This is a genomic window from Rothia nasimurium, from assembly GCF_042660305.1.
GTDB classification, from domain to species: domain Bacteria; phylum Actinomycetota; class Actinomycetes; order Actinomycetales; family Micrococcaceae; genus Rothia; species Rothia nasimurium.
In genome coordinates, this window is record NZ_JBHSTW010000035.1 from 40,178 (window position 1) to 57,202 (window position 17,025).

13 protein-coding genes and 1 pseudogene are annotated in these 17,025 nt (G+C 61.2%); 10 read left to right on the forward strand and 4 right to left on the reverse strand.

The window, feature by feature from the left end:
* Window positions 1–20: 20 nt before the first annotated feature.
* On the reverse strand, window positions 21–725 hold the full coding sequence (locus tag ACFP6B_RS11225; protein WP_377130023.1) for an MBL fold metallo-hydrolase: 705 nt from the start codon (window positions 723–725) through the stop codon (window positions 21–23).
* Between the two features lie 162 nt (window positions 726–887).
* On the opposite strand from ACFP6B_RS11225, the gene uvrA reads away from it, so the two are divergent.
* The 10 genes and pseudogenes from uvrA to secG all read left to right on the forward strand — a co-directional run bounded on the left by uvrA (window position 888) and on the right by secG (window position 13,543).
* Window positions 888–3,761: an excinuclease ABC subunit UvrA gene (uvrA, locus tag ACFP6B_RS11230; RefSeq protein ID WP_377130025.1), complete on the forward strand. Its 2,874-nt coding sequence runs from the start codon at window positions 888–890 to the stop codon at window positions 3,759–3,761.
* Window positions 3,762–3,883: 122 nt separating this feature from the next.
* The gene (locus ACFP6B_RS11235) at window positions 3,884–4,570 is read left to right on the forward strand and encodes a lysophospholipid acyltransferase family protein (protein ID WP_377130027.1); all 687 of its coding nucleotides are present in this window, start codon (window positions 3,884–3,886) and stop codon (window positions 4,568–4,570) included.
* A 65-nt stretch (window positions 4,571–4,635) separates the two neighbouring features.
* Window positions 4,636–6,636, forward strand: coding sequence for an excinuclease ABC subunit UvrC (gene uvrC, locus ACFP6B_RS11240; RefSeq protein WP_377130029.1), 2,001 nt, complete (start codon window positions 4,636–4,638; stop codon window positions 6,634–6,636).
* 48 nt (window positions 6,637–6,684) lie between these two features.
* Window positions 6,685–7,575 carry an RNase adapter RapZ gene (gene rapZ / locus ACFP6B_RS11245; protein WP_377130031.1) on the forward strand — a complete coding sequence of 297 codons (891 nt, stop codon included), beginning with the start codon at window positions 6,685–6,687 and terminating at the stop codon, window positions 7,573–7,575.
* 17 nt (window positions 7,576–7,592) lie between these two features.
* Window positions 7,593–8,597: pseudogene (locus ACFP6B_RS11250) on the forward strand (gluconeogenesis factor YvcK family protein).
* A 61-nt stretch (window positions 8,598–8,658) separates the two neighbouring features.
* Window positions 8,659–9,639: a DNA-binding protein WhiA gene (whiA, locus tag ACFP6B_RS11255; RefSeq protein ID WP_237185602.1), complete on the forward strand. Its 981-nt coding sequence runs from the start codon at window positions 8,659–8,661 to the stop codon at window positions 9,637–9,639.
* 302 nt (window positions 9,640–9,941) lie between these two features.
* Window positions 9,942–10,946 carry a type I glyceraldehyde-3-phosphate dehydrogenase gene (gene gap, locus ACFP6B_RS11260; protein WP_237185603.1) on the forward strand — a complete coding sequence of 335 codons (1,005 nt, stop codon included), beginning with the start codon at window positions 9,942–9,944 and terminating at the stop codon, window positions 10,944–10,946.
* Between the two features lie 151 nt (window positions 10,947–11,097).
* Window positions 11,098–12,321, forward strand: a complete 1,224-nt coding sequence (locus tag ACFP6B_RS11265) for a phosphoglycerate kinase (RefSeq protein WP_377130034.1) — start codon at window positions 11,098–11,100, stop codon at window positions 12,319–12,321.
* 113 nt (window positions 12,322–12,434) lie between these two features.
* Window positions 12,435–13,211, forward strand: a complete 777-nt coding sequence (gene tpiA, locus ACFP6B_RS11270; protein WP_377130036.1) for a triose-phosphate isomerase — start codon at window positions 12,435–12,437, stop codon at window positions 13,209–13,211.
* A 74-nt stretch (window positions 13,212–13,285) separates the two neighbouring features.
* On the forward strand, window positions 13,286–13,543 hold the full coding sequence (secG, locus tag ACFP6B_RS11275; protein ID WP_237185606.1) for a preprotein translocase subunit SecG: 258 nt from the start codon (window positions 13,286–13,288) through the stop codon (window positions 13,541–13,543).
* A 71-nt stretch (window positions 13,544–13,614) separates the two neighbouring features.
* On the opposite strand, the gene pgl is transcribed toward secG, so the two are convergent.
* From pgl to zwf, 3 genes are read right to left on the reverse strand one after another with little or no spacing between them, the layout of a single operon-like run.
* Window positions 13,615–14,388 carry a 6-phosphogluconolactonase gene (pgl, locus tag ACFP6B_RS11280; protein ID WP_237692911.1) on the reverse strand — a complete coding sequence of 258 codons (774 nt, stop codon included), beginning with the start codon at window positions 14,386–14,388 and terminating at the stop codon, window positions 13,615–13,617.
* Window positions 14,381–15,364 carry a glucose-6-phosphate dehydrogenase assembly protein OpcA gene (locus ACFP6B_RS11285; protein ID WP_237692910.1) on the reverse strand — a complete coding sequence of 328 codons (984 nt, stop codon included), beginning with the start codon at window positions 15,362–15,364 and terminating at the stop codon, window positions 14,381–14,383. Before ACFP6B_RS11285 ends, pgl begins: the two co-directional genes overlap by 8 nt.
* A complete protein-coding gene (gene zwf, locus ACFP6B_RS11290) occupies window positions 15,361–16,896 on the reverse strand; it encodes a glucose-6-phosphate dehydrogenase (protein WP_185172973.1) in 1,536 nt (511 codons plus the stop codon). The genes ACFP6B_RS11285 and zwf overlap by 4 nt, the downstream gene beginning before the upstream one ends.
* Window positions 16,897–17,025: the final 129 nt, after the last annotated feature.

Here is a 17,025-nt window from a genome sequence, read left to right on the forward strand (position 1 = left end):
GTGCTTTCACTTTGATTCTACTACCAGCCCCGCTCCTTCCACGCAGGCAGCTGGGGGCGTTCCCTGCCCAGGGTGGTGGAGTCGCCGTGGCCCGGCAGCACCAGGGTGCTATCGTCAAAGCGGGCGAAGATACGTTCTGAAACATCGGCAAAAAGCTGCTCAAAATCCTGGGGAGAGTTAGTCTTACCCACCCCGCCCGGGAAGAGTGAATCCCCGGTGAACAGCAGAGCCCGCTTACCGGCGTCCGCCCCCTCAGATACCCGCAGGGCAAGGGCAATTGAACCCGGGGTATGCCCGCGCAGGGCAATCACCTCAAGCTCAATACCGGCTAAGGTCAGACGCTCGCCGCCCACCAGGCGTTCTTCAACCTCTACGCCTTCCTGCTCGGCGATAGCCTCAGCATCGGGGGCACCGCAGTAGGTTACCGGGTCCCAGGCCTCAACAGCCTCGGGCAGGGCGCGAATATGATCCCAGTGGGAATGGGTGGTTACCAGGGCGCGGACGCCGCCTCCCGCCTGGCCGTGGGCAGCGGGGGAGTCAGCGGCGGCAGCCTGCTGAGCGAAGGCGTTGATGGCGGGAAAATCGTCCGCGGCATCAATCAGCACCTGCCCACCGCTTGCCCGGTGGGTCAGCAGGTAGACGTTGTTTTCCATCTCCGATACCGCAATGGACCGCACGGTCAGGGCATCGGACTCAAAAATTAGGGTATTGGCTAGGTCACTCATGGCCCCATTCTAGGCTCTCACACCACTTTGTACCATGCCCTGCCCGTTTTAAGACCCCAGAATGAGCAGGAGGCGGTACAAACCGGGAGGGGTAGACGCTTTCATCGCCCACGCAAACCCTATAGAATATATCTTCGAAACAATCTCTTAGATAGGTGACTCATGGCAGGCTCAGCCACACAACCCACCGGCAACGACCTCACCCATATCCGTGTGCAGGGCGCCCGCGAAAACAACCTCAAAAACGTCGACCTCGACATCCCCCGCGACGCCATGGTCGTCTTCACCGGCCTCTCCGGGTCGGGCAAATCCTCCCTCGCCTTCGACACCATCTTCGCCGAGGGCCAGCGCCGCTACGTCGAATCCCTCTCCTCCTACGCCCGCATGTTCCTGGGCCAGGTCGACAAACCCGACGTCGACTTCATCGAGGGCCTCTCACCGGCCGTCTCCATCGACCAGAAATCTACCTCTAAGAACCCGCGCTCAACCGTCGGCACCATCACCGAAATCTACGACTACATGCGCCTGCTCTGGGCGCGTGTGGGCCACCCCCACTGCCCCGAGTGCGGCGAGGAAATCTCTAAGCAGTCCCCCCAGCAAATCGTTGATACCCTCATGGACTACCCCGAGAAAACCCGCCTGCAGGTGCTCGCCCCCGTGGTCTCAGCCCGCAAGGGCGAGTTCGTCGACCTCTTCAAAGAACTTTCTACCGCCGGCTACGCCCGCGCCCGCGTGGACGGCGAGGTCATCCAGCTCACCGACCCGCCCAAACTCGAAAAGCAGTACAAGCACACCATCGAGGTCGTTGTTGACCGTATTGCCATCAAGGAGAGCGTCCACCAGCGCCTGACCGACTCCGTCGAAACCGCGCTGGGGCTCGCCGACGGCAAGGTGCTCATCGACTTCGTGGACGAGGACGCCGACGCCCCGGGCCGCACCCGCTCCTTCAGCGAAAACCTGGCCTGCCCCAACGGCCACCCGCTGGCCGTCACCGAGGTAGAACCCCGTGCTTTCTCCTTCAACTCGCCCTTCGGCGCCTGCGCCGCCTGCGACGGTATCGGCTCCACCCTTGAAGTAGACACCGACCTGATCGTGCCCAACCCCGACCTTTCCCTGGCCGAGGGAGCCGTCGCCCCCTGGGCCACCGGCAAGGCAACCAGCGAATACTGGCTGCGCCTGCTCGCCGGTCTTGCCGACGAACTCGACTTCGACCTCGCCACCCCCTTCAAAGACCTTCCCGCCAAGGTCAAAAAAGCTATCCTGAACGGCAAGGACTACAAGGTCACCGTCGCCTACAAAAACCGCTTTGGCCGCGAACGCCGCTACACCTCCGGCTTCGAGGGCGCCAGCGCCTACATCAAACGCAAGTACGAAGAAACCGAATCAGACTGGTCAAAAGACCGCTACGAACAGTACATGCGAAAGGTCGCCTGCACCTCCTGCAACGGCGCCCGCCTCAACCCCACCATCCTGGCCGTCACCGTCGGCGGCAAGTCAATTGCCGACGTCACCGACATGCCCATGCGCGAAGCACTCACCTTCATGCGCTCGCTGACCCTGAGTGAGCGCGAGGCTAAGATTGCTGAGCTGGTGCTCAAAGAAATTGATGCCCGCTTGCAGTTCCTACTCGATGTGGGCCTGGACTACCTGAACCTGGCCCGCTCAGCGGGTACCCTCTCGGGCGGCGAAGCCCAGCGTATCCGCCTGGCAACCCAGATTGGCTCCGGCCTGGTGGGCGTGCTCTACGTGCTGGACGAGCCCTCCATTGGCCTGCACCAGCGCGATAACCGCCGACTGATTGAAACCCTCACCAAGCTGCGTGACATGGGCAACACCCTCATCGTGGTGGAACACGACGAAGATACTATGAAGGAAGCCGACTGGATTGTGGACGTTGGCCCCGGCGCTGGCGAGCACGGCGGGCAGATCGTGCACTCGGGTACCTTTGCCGAGCTCCTTGAGAATAAAAACTCCGTGACCGGTGACTACATGGCCGGACGCCGCGCCATCACGGTGCCCGCCACCCGCCGTCCGGTTGACCCCAAGCGCACCATCAAGGTCATTGGGGCTCGTGAAAACAACCTCAAGAACGTAGATGTCGAGTTCCCCCTGGGTGTGCTCACCGCCGTCACCGGCGTCTCCGGTTCGGGCAAGTCCACCCTGGTCAACGATATTCTCTACACCTCCCTGGCGAATAAGCTCAACGGGGCCAAGCAGGTGCCGGGCCGTCACAAGACCATTACCGGCCTGGAGCACCTCGACAAGATTATCCACGTGGACCAGTCGCCCATCGGCCGCACCCCGCGTTCAAACCCGGCGACCTATACCGGCGTCTTTGACCACATCCGCAAGCTCTTTGCAGAAACCACCGAAGCCAAGATGCGCGGCTACCAGCCCGGTCGTTTCTCCTTCAACGTCAAGGGCGGGCGCTGCGAAGCTTGCTCGGGCGATGGCACCCTCAAGATTGAGATGAACTTCCTGCCCGATGTCTACGTACCCTGTGAGGTCTGCAAGGGCAAGCGTTATAACCGCGAGACCCTCGAAGTGCACTACAAGGGCAAGACCATTGCCGACGTCCTTGAAATGCCGGTCTCTGAAGCCGCCGAATTCTTCGCCGCCTTCACCAAGATCTCGCGCTACCTCGATACCCTGGTGGACGTGGGCCTCGGCTACGTGCGTCTGGGCCAGTCCGCGACCACCCTCTCCGGTGGTGAAGCCCAGCGCGTCAAGCTGGCTACCGAACTGCAAAAGCGTTCTAACGGCCGCTCCATCTATGTGCTCGATGAGCCCACCACCGGTCTGCACTTTGAAGATATCCGCAAGCTCCTTGGAGTGGTACAGGGCCTGGTGGATAAGGGCAACACCGTCATTACCATCGAGCACAACCTGGACGTCATCAAGAGCGCCGACTGGCTCATCGACATGGGCCCCGAAGGCGGCGACGGCGGTGGCACCGTGCTGGCAACCGGTACCCCCGAGCAGCTGGCAACCGTTCCCGAATCCCACACCGGCCGCTTCCTAGCTGAGATGCTCTAGGGCAGCAGCACCCCGCCGGGGTATGCTAAATAGGTCAAAACAGCCCTAAAATTTCAAAAAGCATACCCCGGGTGGGGTGCCTGCCACGGTAGGCCCCGCCAGCTGTGCACCAAGGAGTTCTCATGTCCCTCAAATACAAGGCAACTCAAAAGACCGTCGAAGCCCTGCTCCGTACCGTCTTCCGCGCCCGCGTGACCGGCCTTGAGAACTTCCCCGCTGAGGGCCCCGTCATCGTGGCCTCCAACCACCTGGCCTTCCTCGACTCGGTGATTATCTCAGCCCTCATGCCCCGCCGGGTTGCCTTTCTCGCCAAGTCTGAGTACGTCAACTCACCGGGTCTTAAGGGCAAGGCCATGAAGACCCTCTTCCAGGTCATCGACATTATTCCGGTCAATCGCACCGACAAAAAAGAGTCCATGAAGGCCCTCGAAACCGCCCTCGACCGCCTCAACGAGGGCAAAGTCTTCGGTATCTACCCCGAGGGCACCCGCTCCCGCGACGGCTACCTCTATAAGGGAAAAATCGGGGTAGCCTGGCTGGCTCACATGACCGGGGCCACCGTAGTGCCCATCGGCCTGATTGGTACCGATAAGATTCAAAAGCCGGGCTCCAACATGGTCTACCCTCACCGGTTTACGGTGCGGGTGGGGGAGCCCATGACCTTCGAAAAACTGGGGGAGCGTATGAGCGGCAAGCAGCGCCGCCAGACCACCGACCAGATTATAGACGCTATCGCCCAGCTCTCTGGCCAGCCCCGCAAAAACGAATACAACGTCTCACCGTCAGCAGAACGCGACGGGGGAATCTAGCCCAGCACCCAGCGCGGGCTAGAGGCTCCTGCCGCTCCTGACCTAGCTCAAAGGACCTGATACACGTGGCCGATCCTGCCTCCTACCGCCCGGCGTCCGGCGAAATCCCCACCAACCCCGGGGTCTACCGCTTCCGCGACGAGGTGGGGCGTATTATCTACGTGGGTAAGGCCAAGAATCTGCGCAACCGCCTGAACTCCTATTTTGCCCGCGTAGATTCCCTGAGCCCTAAAACCTACGCTATGGTGCACACGGCCGCCTCGGTGGAGTGGACGGTGGTGGGCAGCGAGCTCGAATCGTTGCAGTTGGAGTACACCTGGATCAAGGAATACAAGCCCCGTTTTAACATCGCCTTCCGCGATGATAAGTCCTACCCCTACCTGGCTGTCACCCTGAAAGACCGCTTCCCGCGCGCCCAGGTCATGCGCGGGGAAAAGAAGAAGGGGGTGCGCTATTTCGGCCCCTACTCCCAGGCCTGGGCTATCCGCGAAACCCTTGACGCCCTCTTGCGGGTCTTCCCGGTGCGCACCTGCTCAGCCGGCGTTTTCAACCGGGCGCAGGCGTCCGACCGACCCTGCCTGCTGGGCTACATCGACAAGTGCGCCGCCCCCTGTGTGGGTAGGGTGAGCCGCGAAGACCACCAGAAAATTGCTGAGGACCTGTGCTCCTTCATGGCCGGGGGAGCCGAGAAGTTCATTGCCGACCTGACTCGGCAGATGAAGGACGCCGCCGCCGACTTTGATTTTGAAAAGGCTGCCCGCCTGCGCGATGACATCGAAGCCCTGACCAAGGCTTTTGAACGCAACGCCGTGGTGCTGCCCGATTCGGTGAATGCCGACCTGTTCAACTTTGTTGAAGATGACCTAGAAGCTGCGGTGCAGGTGTTTTATGTGCGCGGCGGACGCATTCGCGGCCAGCGGGGCTGGATCGTTGAGAAGGTCGAAGACTCCACCCCCGAAGCCCTGGTCGACCACCTACTGGTTCAGGTCTACGGCGAGGCCGCTGCCGCCCTGGCCGCTGGGTCAACCGAGGAAGAAATCAACCACAACCTCAACGAGATACCCCGCCATATCAACGTGCCGGTTCTACCTGAAAACCACGAGAAGCTCGAAGAATGGCTCTCGGGTGTGCGCGGGGCCAAGGTGACCATTAGTGTGCCCCAGCGCGGCGACCGGGTTGAGCTGATGGCAACCGTTGCCGAGAACGCCAAACAGGCCCTGACCCTGCACAAGACCCGCCGGGCAGGGGACCTCACCACCCGCTCAGCCTCCCTGGTAGAACTCCAAGAGACCCTGGAACTGCCCGAAGCCCTCATGCGCATCGAGTGCTACGACATCTCCCACGTACAGGGCACTAACGTGGTGGCCTCCATGGTGGTCTTTGAGGACGGCCTGCCCAAGAAGAGCGATTACCGCAAGTTCTCCATTACCGGGGACGCCGCCCGCGACGATACCGCCAGCATGTACGACGTCATCTACCGACGCTTCCGCCGCTATCTCACCGACGAGGCCCCAGGGGCCCGAGTGCGGGCGTCCGGTCAAATCAGCGACGAGGACCTGCACACCAAGGAGCCGGCCAAGTTCGCCTACCCGCCCAACCTGGTCGTGGTGGACGGTGGCCAGCCCCAGGTTGCCGCCGCCACCCGCGCCCTCGAAGACCTGGGAATTACCGATATCTATGTGGTCGGTATCGCCAAGCGACTCGAAGAGCTCTGGCTGCCGGACGACGACTTCCCCGTCATCCTGCCCAGAACCTCTAACGCCTTGTACCTAATTCAGCGTATTCGCGATGAGGCCCACCGCTTCGCTATCACTTTCCACCGCTCTAAGCGGGGTAAAGAAATGGTCAAATCAGCCCTCGACACCGTACCCGGGCTGGGCCCCGCCAAACGCGAAGCCCTCATCAAACACTTTGGCTCTCTCAAACAGCTCTCTGAAGCAAGTGCCGATGAGCTGCAAGAAGTACCCGGCATTGGCCCGGCTATGGCTCAAAAAATCCTGGAGCGTTTTACGCCGAGTGCAGGGGAGGCCGCCCAAAAGGGAGCTGAGAGTGAACCGGTGCACTAAGCTAGAAGTACTAACCGTTTGAAGCGTGGAAACGAGAGACCCCCATTCATGTCACCCAACTCCAGTGAGCAGACCGTCAAGCCGCAAATTCTCGTGATTACCGGTATTTCTGGAGCCGGTCGATCCACCGCTGCCAACACTCTCGAAGATGAGGGCTGGTACGTGGTCGATAACATTCCCCCGCAGATGCTCGGTTCTCTGGCCCAGCTCGTCAAGGAATCACCGGGCAAACTCCCCAAGGTTGCTGTGGGCATCGACATCCGTGCCCGCCGTCAGCTGGCAGATTTGCCCGAAGCTATCAATAAGCTCCGCGCCTCTGATATCGACTTCTCTATGCTCTTTATGGACGCTGCCGATAAGGACATCATCGCTCGCTACGAAGCCCAGCGCCGCCCCCACCCCCTGCAACAGGGCGGTCTTGTAGCTGAGGCAATTGCCGAAGAACGCCGCATCTTCGCTGGCTTGCAGGAGGAAGCCGACTACGTTATCGACACCTCCGGCATGAACATCCACCAGCTGGCAAAAAAGGTGCGCGAAACCTACGCCCCGGGTAAGGAACGCCTGGTCAACATCACCGTCATGAGCTTCGGCTTTAAGTACGGCACTCCCTCCGATGTGCACTACATGGCCGATATGCGCTTCATCCCCAACCCCCACTGGGTGCCCGGCTTACGCGCCCAGACCGGGCAGGACGCCGGTGTCCGCGACTTTGTCTTTGCCCAGGACGGCACTGAAGAGTTCATCAGCAACTACATTGCCGCCCTCCAGCCGGTGATTGCTGGCTACCGTCGTGAGGGCAAGCTCTATGCAACCTTTGCTATCGGTTGCACCGGGGGTAAGCACCGGTCAGTGGCTGTGAGCGAAGAAATCGCCCGCCGCCTCGGTGAACTGGAAGACGTCAATATTTCGGTCCACCACCGCGACATGGGGCGTGAATAATGTCCGAGGCAACCCGCATGAGCCGCTTCCCCGAGACAGGCCTGCTACCGGTGACTGCTCAGGGGCACGACCTACCCGTGCGCGTCACTGCTCTGGGTGGCGGACACGGCCTCTACGGCTCCCTATCTGCCCTCAAGCTCATTACCACCGCTCTGACCGCCGTGGTGACCGTGGCGGACGACGGTGGCTCCTCGGGTAAGCTCCGCGAAGAGCTGGACGTGCTGCCACCCGGCGACCTGCGCATGGCCCTCTCGGCCCTGTGCGACGACACCGACTGGGGGCGCACCTGGCGCGATGTTATGCAGCACCGCTTCACCTCCCGCAGCCCCGAACGTCCCACCGCCCTTGAAAACCATGCCCTGGGCAATCTGCTGATTGTCACCCTCTGGGAGCTTCTGGACGACACCATCGCCGGGCTGGACTGGGCCGGGGCCCTGCTTAACGCCCGCGGACGCGTGCTCCCTATGGCTACTAGGCCCCTGGTAATCGAGGGCGATATCGTTACCACCAACGACCACGGGGTGACCTTCCGCGATACCGTCCAGGGCCAGGCCACCCTGGCCAAGGCAGGGCGTGTAGACAAGGTTCGCCTGCTCCCCGAGAACACCGAAGCCTGCCCGGACGCCGTCCGCGCGGTGCACGAGGCCGACTGGGTGGTCTTGGGGCCAGGTTCCTTCTATACCTCTCTACTCCCGCACCTGCTCCTGCCCGGCCTACGCGACGCCATACTCAACACCAGCGCCCAGATTTGCCTGGTGATGAACCTCGAACTTGACGCCAAAGAAACCCGTGGCATGAGTGCCGCAGACCACCTGCTCGTTTTGCGTGAATACGTTCCAGAAATTAGGGTTAATACAGTCATTGCTGATCCCGCCACGGTGGGGGAAAGTAAGACCTTTGAAGAAGTAGCAGCCTAGCTAGGGGCGAAGGTGCTCTGGGCCGACGTGACAGAAGCTGACCAACCGGGCGTTCACGACCCCCTCAAATTAGCAGCTGCCTACAAACACGTCTTCAAACACTAAGGCCGAGCACACATCGGCCCCGCGCTGACGAGAGCACACACAATTTTGGAGGAAGACCCGCATGGCCCTAACGGCATCGGTCAAAGAAGAGCTGGCTCACTACGAGGCCACGCGCTCATCTGTGCGCAAGGCTGAAGTTGCCACCATCCTGCGTTTTACCAACGGTCTGCACCTGGTGCAGGGCAAAATTGTGGTTGAAGCTGAAGTTGACCTCGAAACCACCGCAGAGCGCCTGCGCTACAACATCGCCGAAATGTACGGCCATGAGGCTTCCATTACCTCTATCTCGGGTGGTGGACTGCGCCGGGGCGGGCGCTACCTTGTTCGCGTTGATCAGGGCGGTGAGGCCCTGGCCCGGCAGACCGGTTTGCTGGACGGACGCGGCCGCCCCGTCCGCGGTCTACCCCCTGCCGTGGTCAACGGTTCTTTGGCCGATGCTGAAGCTGTCATGCGCGGGGCCTTCCTGGCTCACGGTTCGCTGACCGAGCCCGGGCGTTCGTCCGCCCTGGAATTTACCTGCCCAGGCCCCGAGGCCGCCCTGGCCCTGGTCGGTGCCGCCCGCCGACTGGATGTGATTGCTAAGGCCCGCGAAGTGCGCGGAGTAGACCGGGTGGTCGTACGCGACGGTGAAACCATCTCCCTGCTGCTAGAGCGAATGGGTGCTGTTGACGCCCTCGATAACTGGCGGGAACGCCGCGCCCGTAAAGAGGTTCGCGCGACCGCTAACCGCCTCGCTAACTTCGACGACGCCAACCTGCGCCGTTCAGCTCAGGCCGCTGTCGCCGCCGGTGCCCGCGTTGAACGGGCTCTGGAAATCCTGGGCGATAAGGTACCCGAGCACCTGCGCTACGCCGGTGAACTGCGCGTTGCCCACAAGCAGGCCTCCCTCGACGAACTGGGCCGCCTGGCTGAACCACCCATGACCAAAGATGCTATCGCCGGCCGTATCCGCCGACTGATTGCTATGGCCGATAAGCGAGCCGCCGAGCGCGGAATCCCCGGCACCGAAGCGGGCGTGAACGGCACAAACCACCTTAACTAGGCTGTGTGGGTTTTTGTTGGTTTGCCCTTTACTGGGTGGTCTTCCTCATGCTCTCACCCGACAAAACCCATATTTCCAGGTCAAAACTGGGGTCAAGCGTCCATAAACGCACGCAAGTCCACTTAAAAAGCCGACAGAAACACACCAAAACTCACATAAACAGGGTATGATGGTTAACGAACCGGACGAGAGCTCACCCGCTTGAGCTGAAGGAACCACGTTTTCCCAAGTTCGGCGATGAAACGCCAGAACCGGCGTCTCGTCCACCAACGTCACTAACTGTATCTAGGAGTTTGATTTCAGTGACTGTACGCGTAGCTATTAACGGCTTTGGCCGCATCGGTCGTACCTTCTTCCGCGCAGCACAGCAGCACGGCGAAGGCTTCGAAATCGTTGCTATCAACGACCTGACCGACGTCAAGACCCTCGCACACCTGCTCAAGTACGACTCCATCATGGGTCGCTTCGACGGCGAAGTTGCTGTTTCCGAAAACGGCCTGACCGTCAACGGCAAGGAAATCAAGGTTCTGGCTGAGCGCAACCCCGCAGACCTGCCCTGGGCAGACCTCGGCGTAGACGTTGTTCTCGAATCCACCGGCTTCTTCACCGACGGTGAGAAGGCAAAGGCTCACCTCGAAGCTGGCGCCAAGAAGGTTATCCTTTCTGCACCCGGTAAGAACATCGACGGCACCTTCGTCATGGGCGTCAACGACGACCAGTACGATTCAGCCACCATGAACATCGTTTCAAACGCATCCTGCACCACCAACTGCCTGGCACCCATGGCTAAGGTACTGAACGACAAGTTCGGTATCGAGCGCGGTCTGATGACCACCATCCACGCCTACACCGCTGACCAGCGCCTGCAGGACGCCCCCCACTCAGACCTGCGCCGTGCCCGCGCCGCAGCCCTGAACATGGTTCCCACCTCAACCGGTGCAGCAGCAGCTGTTGGCCTGGTTCTGCCCGAACTCAAGGGCAAGCTGGACGGCTTCGCAGTTCGCGTTCCCACCCCCACCGGCTCCATCACCGACCTGACCTTCACCGCTTCACGCGAAGTTACCGTTGAAGAGGTCAACGCAGCCGTCAAGGAAGCAGCAGAGGGTGCCATGAAGGGCATCATCACCTACTCCGAGGAGCCCATCGTCTCCAAGGACATCGAAGGTGAGCCCGTTTCAACCGTCTTCGACGCACCCCTGACCAAGGTCATCGGCAACCAGGTCAAGGTTATCGCCTGGTACGACAACGAATACGGCTACGTTTCACGCCTGGTCATGTTCACCAACAAGGTAGTTGCAGCTCTCTAAGCTGTCATCCACCGGTCTTTCATGAGACAGCAATAGGATAGGGTTAGCGAATCGACGCGCACACGCGCGGTTCGCTAACCCTTACCTATACCCGGCACCGCCCTGGTGCCCACCCCATTTACCCTCACAAACAATGGAGATGAAAACTCCCATGGCAAAGACTCTCGCAGAGCTCATTGACGGTGGCGTAGCAGGCCGCCGCGTTCTCGTCCGCTCCGACCTGAACGTACCCCTCAAGGACGGCGTCGTCACCGATGACGGCCGCGTCCGTGCCTCCCTGCCCGTACTCAAGAAGCTCACCGATGCCGGTGCCCGCGTCATCGTCACCGCCCACCTGGGTCGCCCCAAGGGTCAGGTAGACCCCCAGTACTCCATCAAGCCCGCAGCAGAACGCCTGGCAGAACTGGCAGACTTCCCCGTCATCATCGCAACCGACCTGGTGGGCGAGGACGCCAAGGCTAAGGCCGAGGCTCTGAAGGACGGCGAACTACTCGTCGTTGAAAACGTACGCTACGACGCCCGCGAAACCTCCAAGGACGACGCCAAGCGCGCCGAATTCGCAGCAGAACTGGCAGCCCTGACCGGCGAGAACGGTGCCTACGTGAATGACGCCTTCGGTGCTGTGCACCGTAAGCACGCCTCGGTGTACGACATCGCTAAGGAACTGCCCGCCTACCTGGGCGACCTGGTCAAGACCGAAGTTGACGTCCTGCAGAAGGTCATCAAGAACCCCGACCGCCCCTTCGTCGTTGTTATGGGTGGCGCTAAGGTCTCAGACAAACTGGCAGTTATCGACAACCTCATCGGCAAGGCAGACGCCCTACTGATTGGCGGCGGCATGGGCTACACCTTCGCCAAGGCCATGGGCTACGAGGTCGGCCAGTCCCTGCTGGAAGAAGACCAGATCGAAAACTGCAAGCGCTACATGGAAGAAGCTCCCAAGAAGGGTACCGAACTCATCATCGCCTCAGACATCGTCTGGTCAGATGACTTCTCCAACGACGCTAACACCGAAATCCGCCCCATCGAAGACCTCACCGGCGGCAAGCTGGGCGCCAAGGCAGAGGGTCTTGACATTGGCCCCGCCACCCGCGAACTCTTTGCCCAGAAGATCAAGGAAGCTAAGCTGGTCTTCTGGAACGGCCCCGTAGGTGTCTTCGAAATTGAAGCCTTCGCAGGCGGCACCAAGGCAGTAGCCGACGCCCTCGTCGAGTCAGAGGCCTTCTCCATCATCGGTGGCGGCGACTCAGCATCAGCAGTGCGCAACCTGGGCTTCTCCGACGACAAGTTCGGCCACATCTCCACCGGCGGTGGCGCTTCCCTCGAATACATCGAAGGTAAGACCCTGCCCGGCCTCGAAGCACTCGGCGCCTAAAACAACACCACGTGGCAGTAAGCCACCCGGCGGTTAACCCGCCAGCGGGCAGGACGGGCGCACCCGCCGCGTCCTGCCCACCCACCTCAAGATTTCGCGAAAGGAACGAGCCCATGACTCGCAAGCCCCTCATCGCAGGCAACTGGAAGATGAACATGGACCACACCGAAGGTGTGACCCTGCTCCAGAAGCTGGCCTGGACCCTGGACGACACCAACTTCAACTACGACACCGCTGAAGTTGCCGTTTTCCCTCCCTTCACCGACATCCGCTCTGTACAGACCCTCGTTGACGGCGACAAGCTCAACATCGTCTACGGCGGCCAGGACCTCTCAGACCAGAATTCCGGTGCCTACACCGGCGATATCTCCGGCGTCTTCCTCAAGAAGCTCGGCGCAACCTACGTGCTGGTCGGCCACTCAGAACGCCGCACTATCCACGGTGAGACCGACGCCGTCTGCGCCGCTAAGGTACAGGCTGCCTACCGCAATGAGCTCACCCCCGTACTCTGCGTCGGTGAAGGCCTCAACAAGCGTGAAGCCGGCGAACACGTCGACTTCACCCTGGACCAGCTGCGCGGCTCCATCGAAGGCCTGACCGCAGAACAGGCTGAGACCCTGGTCGTAGCCTACGAGCCCGTCTGGGCTATCGGTACCGGCAAGGTTGCAACCGCAGCTGACGCCCAGGAAATGAGCAAGGCTATCCGCGAGGAACTGACCAAGCTCTACTCCGCAGAGGTCGCCGATAAGGTTCGCGTTCTCTACGGCGGCTCCGTCAAGGCAGCATCAGCCCCCGAAATTATGGCTGAGGCAGACGTTGACGGCGTACTGGTGGGCGGCGCTTCCCTCGACGCCACCGAATTCGCTAACATCGCTCGTTACAAGGCCTAAAAAATACCCTAACTAGGGGTATAGTAGATTGATGGCGCTTCGAAACGCCCTTCAACCCGACTGAAAGGTTCTGCGTGGAAACCCTCAAGATTATCCTGATGGTCCTCATCGCTATCGCGAGCATTCTTACCATCCTGCTGGTTCTACTGAACCGCGGTAAGGGCGGCGGCCTCTCAGATATGTTCGGTGGTGGCATGACCACCTCTCTGAACTCTTCGGGCATGGCATCTAAAAACCTGATTCGCCTGACCGTTACAGTGATTCTGCTGTGGGTCTTTGCGATTATCGGTTACGCCCTGGTGCTGCGTTTCTCTGAGGTTGCTGTTATCTAGGCTTACATCAAAAATTCCCGCCTACCGGTTCACCGGTAGGCGGGAATTTTTTGTCTCTGAATCCCTGAACTCTAGGAAGCTGAGCCGAGGGCGTCCTCGGTTGCCAGAATCAGGGTTTCGAGCAGGCCGCGGGCCCCAGCTGCCGGGGTCTGAGTGAGGATTTCGGCGGTTAGCTGGGTTTCAGGCAGAGCGGACGCCGCCCGCAGGCGGGCAGTTGCCTCGGCCTTGTCGCTACCGGCAACCAGGAACCAGATGCGCTCTGAGTAGTTAATCACCGGCAGGGTCAGGCTTACGCGGGTGGGTGGGGGCTTGGGGGAGTCGTGCACCGCAAGGGCGGTGGCCTCAGCCTCTAGAATCTCGGCCCGGTCGGGGAAGAGGGAGGCGATGTGGCCATCGGGCCCCATACCCAGCAGGGTCAGGTCAAAGAGGGGGGACGCCTCACCCTCGGGGGCGTAGCGAGCCAGCTCAGCGGTGTAGGCTTCGGCCGCTGCCTCCGGGGTGTCAAAAACATCTGAGGCACCCATGACGTGCAGGTTCTCCTCCGGTAGCCCCAGGGAGGTGAGCCAGGCGTCCTTGGCCTGCTGTTCGTTGCGATCAGCGTGGCCGCGAGGCACAAACCGCTCGTCTGACCACCAGAAATGAACCTTGGACCAGTCCACGGTAGCGCTCAGCGGGCTTTCTGCAATACCCGCAAGTACCGCAATGCCCATGGTGCCACCGGTTAGCGACAGGTGGGCAATACCGCGGGCAGCCACAGCGGTGGTGGCCACATTGATGATGCGGGTGGCACCGGCCAGCTGCAGCTGGGCCTTATCAAGATGGGAAACGACAATAGGATTAGGCATCGTAGACCTCCGTATAGTCGGCGCCCTCATCGTGCACATCGTCTACGTTCACATCGACCACGATGTTGCCACTGGCGACAACAGACTTGAGCACCTCGCCGTAGACCTCATCGGGATCAAGGCGGCGCAGTTCTTCTGCCAGGCAGTCGGCCAGGGAGCGGGCCGGCAGGGAAATCTGCTGGTCGGGTACACCGGGGGAAGAAATGGTAGCAATGTTGCGACCGGGGCGGTGGATGATGATGGAGCCGTCTTCACGTTCAAGTTCTACCTTGTAGAGGCCGCGCTGCACGTCGGTGGTGCGCAGGTGCACCTCAGCGCCCAGGCGGTCACCCAGCCAGGCACCGAGCAGAACAACCGAGGGGCTCATGGACGAACCGGAGACCACCACGCGCTTGACGGGGGCAGGCTCAATCTGGTCGAAGACAGCAGCAATCTGAATACGCCAGAGGGTCAGGCGAATCCAGGCCAGGTCGGTGTCGCCGTCCTTGTAGCTGGCAGCCAGCTTCTCTAGCACACCCAGGGGGTCGTAGGCACGGGCTGAATCGGTGATACGGCGCTGGGCAATCTTGCCGATCGAGTGCTCTGCTGGGTTCTCGGGGACCGAGTGGGGCCACCAGGCAACGATGGGGGAGTCGGGTAGCAGCAGCCCCGAAATCAGGGACTCGGTAGCAACAGCCGCTGAACCGTACCCGCGCAGAATGATGAGTTCTGAAGCACCCGCGTCGCCGCCCACGTAAATGCGGGCATCGAGCCGATCGTCGGCGTCCTGACCGTAATCAATGTGGACGATAATGCGGGAGGGGTGCTCGTAGGATGCCTTCAGGGCCGCCTCAACAGCGGTTTTTGAGTGGCCCTTCTCGGCCAGAATGACCAGGGTCAGCACGCGAGAGGACGTGGTCGCCCCCTCCTCACTGCGCAGGCGGGAGAGCTCCTTGGCAACTTCGCCCACAGTGGTGTCTTTGAGTTTCTTCATCATGGGCGCCTCCAAGCACGGCCGTCGCGTTCCAGCATTTCGTGGGCTGAAGCCGGGCCCCACGAGCCGGGGGCGTAGGCTTCGGGTTTGATTTTGTTTTCTTCCCAGTATTCTTCGAAGGGGTCAAGAATCTTCCAGGAGAGCTCAACCTCTTCGTGGCGGGGGAAGAGCGGGGGCTCACCGAGCAGCACATCGAGAATCAGACGCTCGTAGGCCTCGGGGGACTCTTCGGTGAAGGAGTGGGAGTAGCCAAAGTCCATGTTGACGTCGCGGATTTCCATCTGGGTGCCGGGCACCTTCGAGGCAAAGCGCAGGGTCATTCCCTCATCGGGCTGCACGCGAATCACAATCGCATTCTGGCCGGAGCTATCGGCGCTGCCGCCAAAGAGCAGGTTGGGAGCCTTCTTGAAGACCACGGCAATTTCGGTGACGCGGCGACCCAGGCGCTTGCCCGCGCGCAGGTAGAAGGGCACGCCCGCCCAGCGGCGGGTGTTTATGTTCAGCTTGAGGGCGGCGAAAGTTTCGGTGCGGGAGTCGGCGGGAATGTCGTTCTCGTCAAAGAAGCCGTTGACCTCTTCACCGCCCTGGTTGCCGGCAGCGTACTGGCCGATGGCAAAGGCTGAGGCAATATCATCGGGAATCTGGACTGCCTCAAGCACCTTGGCCTTCTCGGCGCGCAGGTGCTCGGCGTTGAAGCTGACGGGCTCTTCCATGGCGGTGAGCGCCAGCAGCTGCAGCAGGTGGTTCTGAATGACGTCGCGGGCAGCGCCCACGCCGTCGTAGTAGCCAGCGCGGGTACCGATGCCGATGTCTTCGGCCATGGTGATCTGCACGTGGTCGACGTTGGTGGCGTTCCACAGGGGCTCGAACATCTGGTTGGCAAAGCGCATGGCCAGAATATTCTGCACGGTTTCCTTGCCCAGGTAGTGGTCGATACGGAAGACCGAATCGGCGGGGAAGACCCGCTCAACAATGGCGTTGAGCTCGCGGGCGGTTTCGAGGTTGTGGCCGAAAGGCTTTTCGATAACCACACGGCGCCACCCCTCGTGCTGGTTGTGGTTGGCCAGGTCGTGATCGGCTAGCTTCTGTAGTACCTGGTCGAAGTCCTTGGGAGGAATTGACAGGTAGAAGGCGTGGTTGCCGCGGGTGCCTCGGGTTTCGTCGAGCTCTGCCAGGGTTGCCTTGAGCTTTTCAAAGGACTCATCGGAGTCGAAGGTGCCGGTGACAAAGCGAATGCCGGCAGCGAACTGGTTCCAGACGTCCTCGCGAAAGGGGGTGCGGGCGTGGGCTTCAACGTGCCCGCGCACCTCCTGCTGGAAGTCCTCGTGGCTCCACTCGCGGCGTCCAAAACCCACCAGGCCAAAGCTGGGCGGGAGCAGGCCGCGGTTAACCAGGTCATAGACCGCGGGGAGTAGTTTCTTGCGCGCAAGGTCGCCGGTGACGCCGAAGAAGACCAGGGAGGACGGGCCTGCCACGCGGGTCAGTCTGCGGTCGCGCGGGTCGCGCAGGGGGTTTGAATCGTGAGTGTTGGCCACCGCCGTGAATCCTTCACAGGTTGGTTGGGGCGGCAGCTGTGAAAGGTGTGGGGGCTGCCGCGGTTCTCTTGTTCTAGTGTACTAGTGCCCACCGCCGGCGGGTGCTTGCCGCCGGGCTGGGGTGATGGT

Coding starts and splice junctions, on each gene's coding strand:
- ACFP6B_RS11225 (WP_377130023.1), bottom strand. CDS start 725: ATGAGTGACCTAGCCAATACCCTAATTTTTGAGTCCGATGCCCTGACC.
- tpiA (WP_377130036.1), top strand. CDS start 12,435: ATGACTCGCAAGCCCCTCATCGCAGGCAACTGGAAGATGAACATGGAC.
- ACFP6B_RS11265 (WP_377130034.1), top strand. CDS start 11,098: ATGGCAAAGACTCTCGCAGAGCTCATTGACGGTGGCGTAGCAGGCCGC.
- rapZ (WP_377130031.1), top strand. CDS start 6,685: ATGTCACCCAACTCCAGTGAGCAGACCGTCAAGCCGCAAATTCTCGTG.
- ACFP6B_RS11285 (WP_237692910.1), bottom strand. CDS start 15,364: ATGATGAAGAAACTCAAAGACACCACTGTGGGCGAAGTTGCCAAGGAG.
- whiA (WP_237185602.1), top strand. CDS start 8,659: ATGGCCCTAACGGCATCGGTCAAAGAAGAGCTGGCTCACTACGAGGCC.
- pgl (WP_237692911.1), bottom strand. CDS start 14,388: ATGCCTAATCCTATTGTCGTTTCCCATCTTGATAAGGCCCAGCTGCAG.
- uvrA (WP_377130025.1), top strand. CDS start 888: ATGGCAGGCTCAGCCACACAACCCACCGGCAACGACCTCACCCATATC.
- ACFP6B_RS11235 (WP_377130027.1), top strand. CDS start 3,884: ATGTCCCTCAAATACAAGGCAACTCAAAAGACCGTCGAAGCCCTGCTC.